Here is a 12,980-nt window from a genome sequence, read left to right on the forward strand (position 1 = left end):
AGTACAATCCTACGCAGCTAGAGCCTCCAATGACCGACATTGGCATGGTTCAAGCTCAACGCAGTATTGATTTGGTATAAATAAAACTAAGGAACAATCATGTTTTTGCTTACGGTTTATATTACCGTTGCCATCGGTGTCTCTTTTATCTGTTCAGTGCTTGAGGCGGTGCTGCTGAGCATCACACCAAGTTACCTTGCTCAGTTGCGCCAAAGCGCTCATCCTTCAGCTGACAAATTAAGCAAACTCAAAGCGAACATCGACCGCCCCTTGGCATCGATTCTCACGCTCAACACTATTGCTCACACCATCGGTGCTGCCAGCGCAGGTGCACAGGCTGCCGTTGTATTTGGTAGCGAATGGCTCGGCGTATTCTCTGCGGTGTTAACTCTCGGTATTTTAGTGCTATCGGAAATCGTACCGAAAACCATTGGCGCGACCTATTGGCGTCAACTTGCGCCAGCTTCTGCGGTGGTTTTACGCTGGATGGTGTGGGCGCTGACGCCTTTCGTCTGGTTTTCAGAGCAGATCACCAAACGTTTAGCGCGTCACCATGAAGCGCCCAAAATGCGTGATGAACTCTCTGCGATGGCTATGCTGGCCAATGAGAGCGGTGAGTTTGCCGATGGCGAATCAAAAATGCTCAATAACTTGTTGGCTATCCAGCACGTCCCAGCTACTCAAGTGATGACACCGCGCCCGGTTTTGTTTCGCGCCAGCGCGCAACTCACTATCGACGAGTTTCTGGTGCAACATAGAGATACGCCCTTTTCGCGTCCACTTATTTATGGCGACAGCAAAGAGGACATCATCGGTTTTGTGCATCGCTTAGAGCTCTTCAAACTGCAACAAAAGGGCCAAGGCAGTCAACGTTTAGAAGAAGTCATGAGGCCGCTTCATGCGCTGCTCAACAAAATGAGCCTATTAAAAGCGTTCGAACAAATGATGCAAAAACGGCTGCAACTGGCGTTAATCGTTGATGAATATGGTACAGTACAAGGCATTCTGACCTTAGAAGATATTTTTGAATACCTACTGGGTGAAGAGATCATTGATGAAGCGGATAAAACCACCGACATGCAGCAGCTTGCTTATCAGCGCTGGGAACGTTGGAAGAAAACACACGGCGTCATTGAAAACAGGGATGAGGAATAGAAAATAAAGGAAATAGAATGGAATCCTAAATCGACAAAAATGCGGCGTAGAACATTGCGTACTAACGCTACAGCATCAGAACAAAGTGTGTGGGCAAAGTTACGATGCCAACAACTAGGCACTAAATTTCGCCGTCAGTTTGGTATTGGTCCTTATATCGTGGATTTTTATGCGCCAAGTCATCGGCTGGTGATTGAAATCGATGGTGACTCTCATTTCAGCGAGTCTTCTTATATCTACGACCAAGCAAGAACTGATTATCTAGAGCAATTTGGCATTCGTGTTTTACGGTATACAAACGAGGAAGTACGAATACAACTTGATGATGTTGTTGAGGATATTTGTCGCTACTTAAACACCCCACCCTAACCCTCCCCTCAAAGGGGAGGGAATTTAAAAGCGATCACCGTAATCAGCACCTTTCAGCACCCACAACGAACATGCTTTTAGTCTCCCCCCTTCAAGGGAGACGAGGCCGCTTTTAGCCCCTCTCCTTCTGGAGGGAAGTTAGGTGGATGTACGGAATTTAAAAGCGATCACTGAAATCAGCACATTTCAGCACCCAAAACGAACATGCTTTTAGTCTCTCCCCTTCAAGGTAGACGAGAGCGCTTTTAGTCCCTCCCCCTTCTAGGGGGAGGTTAGGAGGGGGTGTACTACAAACTCACACCAATGTTGCTCACGCCTTCGTCGCGTAGCTCTTGGCGTAGGTCTTTAATCAAATCAATATCTCGCTCTACGGCTTCACGCAGAGGGCGGAAAATAGCCCACTGCACATCCCATTCGGCGCAGACCGCTTCATTTTGTTTTTGATTGTCGTTGGTGATCTCTTCGCCCATTTGCGCTTCTTCTAACTGCGCCACTGTCAGCACCGATACCTGACTGATTTTTTGCATGTTTTCATACAGATAATCGCGATCAAGCAGGCCGTGAAGTAGGTGAGACAAAGCCACACACGCATCAATTGCTGGATACACAGCGTAAACATCAAAATCTTCTGAGCTTGGAATGATCTCTTCCAACTTCTCCAATTGGTTCTCGAAATTGATTTTGGCACTTTTTACCGTGAGCAATTCCCAAACACTGTCGAGAATATCTCGATATACTCGCGTGTGAGCAAATTCAGTATTGTCGCAAAACATGGCATAGTTCGGGTACATACGTTCACACAAACACGCCATAAAAGTAATTTGTTGCCAAGGTTCAAATTTCTCAAGACGAACCTGCAGAGGGTTTTGTAGCATAATCACTCAATCGCAGCAGAAAAAGACAGCGGAAGTGTACTTGATAACCAACAGGGAAAAAAGCAAAGCCGATGAACAATTTCACTCATAAACTCTATATTCTGACCGAACACAACGATATTTATCGACAAGCGATTGAACAGGCGCAGTTGAGCGGCTTAGCCATCACTGACGATCGCAGCGAAGCAACCATTTTGCTGGCCGCACCACCACTGGCGGCAAAGTATTTGGACGATTTTCCGCAACTGGAATGGTTGCACTCGGAATATGCAGGCGTCGACACCTTAATCTCGCCGCAACTTCGTCAAGATTATGAGCTCACCAACGTTAAAGGCATCTTCGGCCAGCAAATTGCTGAATACGTTCTGGGCAACCTGATTGCACACTTTCGCCACTTTGCTTGCTACGCGCAGCAACAAGCGGCCAAACAGTGGCAGACCCACCCTTATCAATCGATCAATGATAAAACCATGGTGATCCTCGGCACAGGCTCGATTGGCAGCCATTTAGCGAAAGTAGCCAAAGCCTTTGGTTTGCACGTGATTGGCGTCAACCGCACTGGCATTCCAGCTAAAAACGGGGGTTTTGACAAAACCTATCACATTAACGAGCTTGCTACTGCCCTCGCCCACGCGGAGATTGTGGTCAGTACGTTACCCAACACGCCGCATACCAAAGGCTTACTCAATCAAAGTACATTGAGCCATTGCCACAATGCATTGCTGTTTAATGTCGGGCGCGGTAAAAACCTGATTGAGAGTGATTTGATTGCACTGATTGAAGAGGGGCACATTCAACACGCCTACCTCGATGTATTTGAAAAAGAGCCATTAAGCGAAGATCACCCGTTCTGGACGCACCCTGCCATTAGCCTTACCCCACACATCGCGGCGGTAAGTTTTCCTGAGCAAGTAATGGAGATTTTCACTCGCAATTACCACTTGTGGCGCGACGGGTTCCAACTAGAAAACAGAATTGATTTTGAAAAAGGCTATTAGGTCAAATAGCGGTTAATAATCGGCACTAAGCCTAGGGAAACCTCGGCTCAATGTTACTATAGACACGCAAACCACTTGCCATTGCTGTCGAGCATACACTGCCTCATCCAGCGCAGGTAAAACAGGAACGATATCGGCTTAATTAAACGAGGAGCAAATCATGCCTTCAGCCATCACTTCGTGGCTACAATCACTGAACATTAATTTAGAACAACTGCTGCCAATTGCCGAAGCGCTTGGGCTGATCGCGCTTATTTCTATCGTTATCCATTTAGTGCTGCACCGAGGGGTGAGCCTATGGCTACAGCGGCGCACAACCAACGCACAAGTTTTACAAAACATTCTGTTTAGCAAAAAGCTTTTCAGCCGCTTTGCCTTGTTAATTCAAGGGATTGTCATTTCAATCCAAACTCAGCTATGGCTTAGCCACACCAGTGCGGCTTACGAACTGCTGCATACACTGACCTTACTGTGGATTATTCTCTTTGGCCTGTTAAGCAGTTACGCCCTGCTCAACGTGGTAGAAACGCTACTTTATCGCAGCGCAACTAGCCGTAATATTCCGCTCAAAGGCATTATTCAAAGCATCAAAATCATCGCGTTTGTTATCGCCGCACTGTTCGCGACGTCGATTTTAATTGGCAAATCACCAGTGCTACTGCTGAGCGGTTTAGGTGCGATGACAGCCGTCATCATGCTGGTATTTAAAGACCCGATTTTAGGGTTAGTGGCGGGCATTCAGCTTTCAGCAAACCAAATGCTAAGCGTTGATGACTGGCTCGACATGCCTAAATATGGCGCAGACGGTAACGTCATCGACATTAGCCTGACCACAGTCAAAGTGCAGAACTGGGATAAAACCATCACCACTATTCCGACTTATGCCTTGATCTCCGATTCGTTTAAAAACTGGAAAGGGATGCAAGAATCAGGCGGCCGACGCATTAAACGCAGCGTATTAATTGATGCCAATAGCATTCACTTTCTGACGCCAGAAGAGCAAAGCTACCTACGCAAAGCACAACTTTTAGAGCCCTACTTGGCCGAGAAAGAACAAGAGATCAACGCCTATAATCAGATGAGCCAACTCGATTTAGCCTGCCGCATCAATGGCCGCCGCTTAACCAATATTGGCAGTTTTCGTGCCTATCTAGAACGTTACTTGCGTAACCATGCCCAAATTCACCAAGGCATGACATTAATGGTGCGCCAACTGGCCCCCACGCACGATGGCGTCGCGCTGGAGATCTATTGTTTCACCAATACGGTCGTGTGGGTCGAATATGAAGGTATTCAATCGGATATTTTTGACCACATTTACGCCGTACTGCCTGACTTCGGCCTGCGCGTGTCGCAAGCACCAACTGGCAGTGACTTTCAAGCACTCGCAAGGTAAACATGACATTGCCTGAATTTCCTCCCCCTAATGGGGGAGGTTTAATCGAAAAGTGATCGAGAAGGGTTACAGTTTAAAGCGGTTAATTTCGTGTTGAAGCTCTTTAGATAAGCTAGAAAGCAATTCAGCTTGTTGGGAAGCTTCTTGCGCTTCTTTTGCCAGTTCATCAGACACATCGCGTATACCTTGGGTATTACGCGTAATTTCCTCTGTGACTGACGCCTGTTCTTCTGCGGCGGTTGCAATTTGGCTTGCCATATCGCTGATCGTACCGACCGCTTCACCAATTTTCACTAAGCTTTGCGCGGCCACGTTGGCATCTTCCACGCTACTTTCGGAAAGCTTGCTACTCTCAGTCATGATGTTCACAGCCTGAGTCGTGGTTTTCTGCAAGGTTTCAATCGTCTGTTGAATCTCTTGTGTCGAACTGTGCGTCCGTTGGCTGAGCACTCGAACTTCATCCGCTACCACCGCGAATCCACGCCCTTGCTCACCCGCCCTTGCCGCTTCAATCGCCGCATTCAGTGCCAATAAGTTGGTTTGCTCAGCAATGCCCTGAATCGACGACAAGATCGTATTGATGTTTTGTGCGTGCTGGTTCAAGTTCTCAATGACCTCTTTGGCTACCGTCATCTCTTTCGACAACTCACCGATCGACTGTTGAGTATTTTTCACCTGCTCAACGCCGTGGTTAGAAATTTTCACCGTATCCAAAGAGGTAGCCGCTGTATTGTCTGCGTTGCCTGCAATCTCTTGCGTTGCGGCCGCCATTTCGTTAATTGCAGTGGCCACCATGTTGATTTCATCTTGTTGCACCATAATGCGTCGGGTACGCTCATGGGCTTGCGCAGCAGTGTTTTCTGCTTGCAGTGTTAACCCTTGCGACACTTCATGGAAACGCTTGATCATGCCATGCATATTACCGACGAACTGATTAAAGTTATTCGCCAGTGCGCCTACTTCATCTTGATAACGTGGCTCTATGCGCTGCGTAAGGTCAGCATCACCGTCTGCAATTTCCGCCAATGCTTGGGAAACTCGGCCCAAGTCACGCAGTAAGAAGCCAACCAATGCCGAAAACACGATCACGACCAAAATTGTAATGGCGACTGATATCGAGGTTAACTGCATAAAGAGCGCGCCAATATTGGTGTACTCCACCTCTTTATCAAGCTCAATGCCGAGCACCCAGTCCGTCGAAGGAACGGCAGTAAAGAATAATAGTTTTTCAACATCACCAACCATCACAGTTTGTATTTTATTCTCAGTCATTGAGCGGTCGATGACTTGCTGCGTTAGGTTAGGGCTATAAGAAGCTAACGGTTTGAGAATTAAATCTTTATTGCGGTGGGCAATAATTAACCCTGTATCACGGTTGACCAACATAGCGTTTGATTGTGCCCCTGCATCAATCGCAATAACATCTTTAATCAGTTGATCAATTAACACATCGGCACCGATAACGCCCCAAAACTGCCCGTTTTTCTTAATCGGCTCAGCGAGCGTTACCATCAAAGCGCCCGTGATCGCATCGGCATAGGCGGCCGTCAGTATCGGGCCAGAGCTATTTTTCGCTTCTTGATACCATCCTCTTGTCCGAGGATCATAGCTTGCGTTATTTGCGCCTCGAGATGGAATAGAACGATGCATGGTGCCTTGCTCAGTGCCGAAATAGAGTAAATCAAACTGTGCGCCTTGTTGAGCTTGCTGTAAAAAAGGCAGTGAATCTTCCCTCATTGTGTGAGGGATCACCGCGCTAATAACTTTGCTACGAACATCCAGCCACTGGGTAATCGAACTCGTTGCCGATTTCGAGATACCATACACCCTTTCCTTGATGCCACTCTCCGTTTCATCTTTCAATAAATTTGCCGACAGTAACGTCAACACCACCGCCATCACAATAACAACAAGCAAACTTGTCATTATCAACTTACCTTTTAACGATAGATTCACAACTCACCCCCATTGGTGAAATAGATTAGTTTTTTTGTAAGCATCGCCAGCAGCACAAACTTTGCACTTACACCATTTTGCACTTACACCATATTGTGGTTAAGCAACACGGAAGCGAAATCGCAAAGCGTTATCGTTTAGTTGCTAATGGATACAAATCCTTTACACCTATTAAAAGTAAGTTACTGCAATTAACAATGCAATTAACACGGCAAAACATTGCGTTCAATGTATCACCTCATAACCTAAACTGCGCAACATAACAGCAAAAGCTTGCTTTATTGCAGGCTCTCCGTGAATCAAATGAATTTGCTTAGGCTTAGCGGCAATACCCTCAATAAAGCGCAATAAATCGGCTTGGTCAGCGTGGGCAGAATAGCCCGACATACTGTGGATCTGTGCATTCACAAGCACGTCATCACCATCGATCATCACCGAGTGATCGCCTTGCACTATTGCTCGGCCCAGAGTGCCTTGTGCTTGGAAGCCCGCAAAGATCACATCGGTTCTTTTATCAGGCAACAGCGCTTTTAAATAGGCCATCACTCGGCCACCTTCACACATGCCAGACGCGGCCACCACAATCGCCGCTTCCCCTGTTGAGGCTAAACGGTTGACCAATGCTTGATGGCTTCGATGATCTTGAACGGTAATACACTGTTCAAACGCAAGCGGATGCCTTTGTGCATCCAAACGCTTTTTCGCCTCTTTTCCCCACAATTTCTTAAACTTTCGGTAAGATTTCGTCACCTGTTGCGCCATGGGTGAATCTAAAATAATCGGAATATTGCCATCAATTTCACCGCTAAAGATCAATTGTTCAATATCAAACAGCAGCTCTTGTGTTCGGCCCACACTGAATGCTGGAATTAAAATGGTGCCACCGTCTTGCAAAGAACGGTTGATGATGGCCTTTAAGCGCTGCGCCCGCAGCTGCACATTGTCGTGGGTGTTGATTCAATCAGCAGATAATCGGCGCGAGGCGGAGAGACTGGGTCTGGCAATAACGGTGTGTTGCTGGGACCTAAATCCCCTGAAAACAGGACAATTTCATTATTTGGTAGTTTCACTTCAATAAACGCTGATCCTAAAATATGGCCCGCAGGCGTAAAGCGAAAATAAGTATTGTCTAAATCACGAGAAATACGCTGCCATACGCCATAATTCACCGGCTTTATTTGTTTATTGAGCCTTTCTAATATTCTTGTACGCTGTGCTTGCCCTAAACCAAGTTGAAGCTTTAAACCATCTTCTAACATTAACGGGAGTAATTCCGCGGTAGCGGGTGTGCAATAAATAGGCTGATGAAAACCCGCCGCTAATAACCAAGGTATACGGCCGATGTGATCAATATGCGAGTGGGTTAACAACAACGCCTGCAGATGAGTTAATGGAAAATCAATCGCCATTGGTCGGCTATCACGCCCTTGGAATAAGCCACAATCAACCAAAATCCCTTTATTCCCAAGCCTCAGCTCATGACAAGAGCCCGTGACGGTCTCTTTTCCACCGTGGTGGATGATCTGCATGTTCAATCCTTTCATTTTTTATGGAGTCATTGAATCGATAGTGCGCGCTATTTATTCATCACAACATATAGTCTGTTAAAAAATTCGTCGCAGCTGGCAAAGTTTCATTCTAACCTATGTATAGCTCACTAATATTTTTGCCATAAAACGCAAAAGGGTTCATCACATGGTGATGAACCCTTTTATACCGTGATCTAATTTGATTAGTACGTCACTAAGCTCTCTTTTTAACGAGAGATCATGAATTAGCAGTGATCGATAAAAAACACTCTAGCAGAGAATAAACCTATTTTTCACTGTAAGAGTAGTTGTAATAACCATAGCCATAGGTACTTGATGCTTTCTTCTCTACCGCATTAAAGATCACACCTTTCACTTCAATACCGGCTTGTTCAAAACGATTTCTGGCGACATCGATCTCTTTAGCAGTATTTAGGCCAAAACGTGCGACCATCAATGTTGTGCCTGCATGGGCACCCACAATACTTGGGTCAGTCACTGCAAGTACCGGCGGGGTATCAATAATCACTAGGTCATAATTTTGTGAAGCCCACTCAACCAAAGCTTTAAAACGTTGGTGCATAAGCAGTTCTGAAGGGTTGGGTGGCACTTGGCCGCGCGTCATAATGTCTAAGTTATCTACTTGGGTGGTTTTGATCGCTTGCGCGTAATCAATTTTGCCACTGAGAAGGTCTGAAAGGCCATTTTCCCATTTAACACCGAAAGGTTGTTGTAAGCAGCCTTTGCGCATGTCGGCGTCAATCAGCAGTACTTTTTGCCCTGTTTTGGCTACAACCGCAGCAAAGTTGGTGGAAACAAACGATTTACCGATGCCCGGCGCAGGGCCAGAAATCATCACCACGTTGTTTTTGGCTTCTAACATCGCAAAGTGCAAACTGGTCCGCAGGCCGCGTAGCGCTTCAATAGAAAGATCCGCCGGGTTGCTTTCTGCCAGCAGCATCATCTCTTGCAGGGATTTACGCTTTTTATTGATTTTTTCCGCAAATTCCAACTGAAGAATCGACTTAGGTACACTGGCGTAAACCGAAAGGCCAAGCTGTTCAATATCGTCTTGGTTTTCTACGCCGCGGTGCAGCGCCGCTTTCACCAATACTCCGCCAACGCTGAGCATGCCGCCAAGCAGTGTCGCTAACACGACTATCAGTGATTTTTTCGGTTTCACAGTTTGAGCATAGGTAGCCGCACCGTCTAAAATGCGCACATTGCCGACCGTTCCGGCTTTAATAATGTTCAGCTCTTGCACTTTGTTCAGCAATTGAATGTAAATTTGCTGGTTTACTTGTACGTCACGCGTCATGCGTAAAATTTCGCGCTGAGTTTTAGGCAGCTTTTGTACTTGTTTATTTAAGCGCTCTTTTTCACCAAACAAGACTTGGCGTTTATCCAATAGTGATTTGTAGGCCGGGTGGTCAGTGGTGAAACGCTGGCTCACCTCACTCTCTTTAAACGTGAGTTCGTTAAGCTGCGCTTCTAGCTTCACCATCACTTCTAAGGTGGATTTCGCTTCTAAGCTTAAATCAATCGAATCATTGGCTTGGCGGTAGCGGTTTAATACATCTTCCGCGCTGTCTAATTCGGTTTTAATGGTTGGCAGGTGGCCTTTTAAGAAAGCTAAACTTTTTTCAGCTTCTGCCGAATTGCGCTGCACGTTCTGCAAAAAGTAGTTTTGGCTTATATCATCCAAAATGGCTTGAATTTGGCTAGGGTTTTCGCCGGTGAAAGAGAGCTCAACAATGCCAGTTTGTTTACCGCGTTCAGTCACTGATAAGTTATCTTTCAGCCATTTAATCGCATCTAACTCGCTTTGTTTACTGATATTAAATGCAAAACCGCTATTGGCATCTAAATCAGTGACAAACAGTTGGTAATCATCACTTTTTGCCAGTTCACCTACTTTACCGCTGAGTATGATGCGGCCATCTTCACGCACTAACTGGTAGGTTTTTTGTTCTGCATCCTGCACCACTATTTGGTGGCCCGTTTGCCATGCGTAACTTGGCAGTTCAAAGCGGCTGACTTGAATGCGGTTTATTTGCCCGCGAAGGCGCGCAATGCCTTTACCAATAACGGGAAAGTAATCAGGCCCAACCAAGGTTGTTAGGTTAAATTTATGAACGGTGTCGCCTAAAATCATCCGTGATTTGATGATTTCAATTTCAGTGGTGGCGGATGATTCAGAAGAGAAGAGATCGCTCATTTCCCCGCCGACTAATGATGAAATACCACCAGAGCCTTTTTGTTCGATTTGAATCAAAGCATCGGCTTTGTATATCGGTGTTGAGAGCAAGGCAAAGGCAATGCCAAAGATAGCAAAGAAAGTGGTCGTCGCGAGAATGATCCATTTGCCATCCAGCAGAAGGCCAAACAATTTACCGAGATCGATTTCGTCAGAAGTGGTGTCGACGCGTTGTTTAATCTGTTGTGCTGTCATTGTGTTTAAAGTCCTAACGGCCTGTTTTGGCTTATGGTGATTACAGCTTTTTGGCCCAAGCTTGCGCGGCTTGGTCAATTAACTGGTAGGCATGGTCAAATGCTTCTTTGCTTTGGCGATATGGGTCGGGGATGTCTTGCTGGTCTATCCATTGCCCAAACAACATGGCTTTGCCGCGTGCTTCAGGGGCTATCTCACTTAATGCACTAATGTGCCCCTTTTCCATCACGAGAATTAAATCATACTGGCTGCAAAGCGCTGACGTGAGCTGCTGTGATGCATGACCAGCTAAATCAATGCCATGTTCGGCAGCAACTTGGCTGGCCATGGTATCGGCGGGTTTACCCTCAAGATGGCTTTTGGCGCTAGCAATACCAGCGGAAGCCACTTCTTTATTCGGCAATAGCTTTTGTAATACTCGCTCGCCTGTTGGTGAACGGCAGATGTTACCGACACACACCACTAATATTTTAGAAAACACGTTTTTTCTCTTATTTACTGTTCAGTTATGGCCAATTTTTCATCCGTAACGCACCTTCATACAGCTCATTAAAGCCGTTGATGGTTGGCAACAATTGCCTGATCAAACGGTTCCAGCGCCCAACGGGCGTGGTGGTGACATACACCACATCATAAGGTTGCAATTCAAACTCTGTGCCCATGACTAACGCCGTGGCATCTTGCATATTGAGCTGGTAAATATTGGCGATAGGGTCATCTTGGTTAGGTTGGTTAGACGCAGTATGACTTAACACGGCTTGCTGTTGTTGCGCGCCGCGAATCACAAAAATACCTGTGGCATCGGCTTCGTATTCATTAATGCCGCCGACTGTGCTCAAGGCTTCGGTCAGGCTCATACCGGTACGGTCAATTTTCAGCATTTGTGGCTGTTTGACTTCGCCCATCACAAACACTTTTTGCCCGTCGTTACGTGGCACATGCACGATATCGCTATCGCGCAGTAAGCGGTTTTGCGTTAAATCGCCTTTCTGGATCAAAGCATAAAGAGAAAGAAGTTCCTCCTTACCATTACGAGTCAGCGTCACATTGCGCCAATCCGCATCCGTGGTAATACCACCAGCACGGTTAATGGCATCTAATAATGTTAAGGGAATATTTGAGATGGCTTGCTGACCCGGCGTTTTAACTTCACCAGTAATGTAGGATTTTTGCGAGCGGAAAGAAGCGACGTTGACATCAACCTGAGGTGATTCAATGTACTTAGCTAACTTTTCTGAAATCACTTGGCGGATTTCCGTTACGGTTTTGTCAGCCACACTCACTTCACCAATGTAAGGGTAAAAGATGGTGCCATCCGCATGGACCCAGTTACCCGCTTCTGCCGAACTGCGGTATGAACCGGCAGGAATGGTTAGCTCCGGATGATCCCAGATGGTGATATTAAGCACATCACCAGGGCCGATGTAATATTCGTAGCGAGCGATTTCTTGTTCTAATGGAGCATTAGGTTGGGTAATGGGCTGATTTTTATATTTTTTCAGCTCTTTAATAAAAGCAGGAGTGAGGGGGTAGACATTCACTTGAGAAGATAAGGATTCGTTGCTTTCTGCTTCCCATGCGGCATTTTTTTCGCCCGTAGGTAGGTGTGAACCCGGAATGGTGCACCCCGTTAAAACTACTGAGGCGATAATCAAAGGCAAATACTTTTTTGACACGAGAACGTTCCTGCTATTTCAATCACAGCCATGACCAAGGTGCTTATACCCTTCCTACTTGAAGCTGCAGCGGTGTTGGCTACGTTCGTTCACCCCAATCACATAGTTTGCCTATGCTCATGGGGACTCACTCACTTGCCGCCTACCTGCAACTCCAAGTTGTTTGGGTATATATGAAGCCAAGGCACATGAATAATGTGTTTATCTATCAATGTGCTAGAAGTTATATATAAAAACTTGCTGGCACGCTACCGCCCTAGGGCGATCCCTATGACGGTGTTAAATGCGTTTAAGCCAATGATAATTGAAAATAGGTTATTCATTAAAAGTGCGATGCAGCGCGCACCAATCAAACTTTCAAATTACAATGCAATCAATAATAAAGTAGAAAAAATAAATTTTGATTTCTCAATTTTTTGTACTATCAAAGTCTGCGGAATGATCTCAATTTTTTGTACTATCAAAGTCTGCGGAATGATACATAGGTTATTATTGAATGTGAAGTAAGTATTTTCCTACTCCGTAAGTATTTTCCTTATTGATTTGCTTTATTTACTATCAAGCCAATTAATGT

The 12,980-nt window shown here is 45.9% G+C and carries 9 protein-coding genes and 1 pseudogene; 4 read left to right on the forward strand and 6 right to left on the reverse strand.

The genetic code is table 11. From position 1 onward, the window contains the following. Positions 1-99: 99 nt before the first annotated feature. Both VOR_RS0103060 and VOR_RS0103065 read left to right on the forward strand, forming a co-directional pair. Positions 100-1,155 (forward strand): CNNM domain-containing protein, encoded by a 1,056-nt coding sequence (locus VOR_RS0103060; RefSeq protein ID WP_010318263.1) that lies wholly within the window; start codon positions 100-102, stop codon positions 1,153-1,155. Between the two features lie 12 nt (positions 1,156-1,167). Next, positions 1,168-1,524 (forward strand): endonuclease domain-containing protein, encoded by a 357-nt coding sequence (locus VOR_RS0103065; protein WP_029626846.1) that lies wholly within the window; start codon positions 1,168-1,170, stop codon positions 1,522-1,524. Between the two features lie 287 nt (positions 1,525-1,811). Here VOR_RS0103065 and VOR_RS0103070 read toward each other — a convergent pair whose 3' ends face one another. Further along, positions 1,812-2,399, reverse strand: a complete 588-nt coding sequence (locus tag VOR_RS0103070) for a YjaG family protein (RefSeq protein WP_010318265.1) — start codon at positions 2,397-2,399, stop codon at positions 1,812-1,814. Positions 2,400-2,470: 71 nt separating this feature from the next. On the opposite strand from VOR_RS0103070, the gene VOR_RS0103075 reads away from it, so the two are divergent. Next, positions 2,471-3,397 (forward strand): D-2-hydroxyacid dehydrogenase, encoded by a 927-nt coding sequence (locus tag VOR_RS0103075; protein WP_010318266.1) that lies wholly within the window; start codon positions 2,471-2,473, stop codon positions 3,395-3,397. Between the two features lie 160 nt (positions 3,398-3,557). Continuing rightward, positions 3,558-4,793 carry a mechanosensitive ion channel family protein gene (locus VOR_RS0103080; RefSeq protein WP_010318267.1) on the forward strand — a complete coding sequence of 412 codons (1,236 nt, stop codon included), beginning with the start codon at positions 3,558-3,560 and terminating at the stop codon, positions 4,791-4,793. A 66-nt stretch (positions 4,794-4,859) separates the two neighbouring features. Here the strand turns inward: VOR_RS0103080 and VOR_RS0103085 are convergent, their stop codons facing one another. The 5 genes and pseudogenes from VOR_RS0103085 to VOR_RS0103105 form a co-directional block, all read right to left on the reverse strand. Further along, complete coding sequence (locus VOR_RS0103085) at positions 4,860-6,749, reverse strand: methyl-accepting chemotaxis protein (protein WP_029626848.1); 1,890 nt, start codon at positions 6,747-6,749, stop codon at positions 4,860-4,862. Between the two features lie 225 nt (positions 6,750-6,974). Continuing rightward, positions 6,975-8,293 (reverse strand): annotated as a pseudogene (locus VOR_RS17665) (MBL fold metallo-hydrolase RNA specificity domain-containing protein). Between the two features lie 271 nt (positions 8,294-8,564). After that, positions 8,565-10,730 carry a polysaccharide biosynthesis tyrosine autokinase gene (locus tag VOR_RS0103095; protein WP_010318271.1) on the reverse strand — a complete coding sequence of 722 codons (2,166 nt, stop codon included), beginning with the start codon at positions 10,728-10,730 and terminating at the stop codon, positions 8,565-8,567. Positions 10,731-10,770: 40 nt separating this feature from the next. Next, positions 10,771-11,211 (reverse strand): arsenate reductase/protein-tyrosine-phosphatase family protein, encoded by a 441-nt coding sequence (locus VOR_RS0103100; protein ID WP_010318272.1) that lies wholly within the window; start codon positions 11,209-11,211, stop codon positions 10,771-10,773. Positions 11,212-11,236: 25 nt separating this feature from the next. After that, on the reverse strand, positions 11,237-12,406 hold the full coding sequence (locus tag VOR_RS0103105) for a polysaccharide export protein (protein ID WP_010318273.1): 1,170 nt from the start codon (positions 12,404-12,406) through the stop codon (positions 11,237-11,239). Positions 12,407-12,980 lie beyond the last annotated feature (574 nt).

The sequence above is a fragment of the Vibrio ordalii ATCC 33509 genome (genome assembly GCA_000257205.1).
GTDB classification, from domain to species: domain Bacteria; phylum Pseudomonadota; class Gammaproteobacteria; order Enterobacterales; family Vibrionaceae; genus Vibrio; species Vibrio ordalii.

Bases quoted from the DNA above. Each gene is read 5' to 3' on its own strand.
- VOR_RS0103060 (WP_010318263.1), top strand. From the start codon at position 100: ATGTTTTTGCTTACGGTTTATATTACCGTTGCCATCGGTGTCTCTTTT.
- VOR_RS0103070 (WP_010318265.1), bottom strand. From the start codon at position 2,399: ATGCTACAAAACCCTCTGCAGGTTCGTCTTGAGAAATTTGAACCTTGG.
- VOR_RS0103075 (WP_010318266.1), top strand. From the start codon at position 2,471: ATGAACAATTTCACTCATAAACTCTATATTCTGACCGAACACAACGAT.
- VOR_RS0103080 (WP_010318267.1), top strand. From the start codon at position 3,558: ATGCCTTCAGCCATCACTTCGTGGCTACAATCACTGAACATTAATTTA.
- VOR_RS0103095 (WP_010318271.1), bottom strand. From the start codon at position 10,730: ATGACAGCACAACAGATTAAACAACGCGTCGACACCACTTCTGACGAA.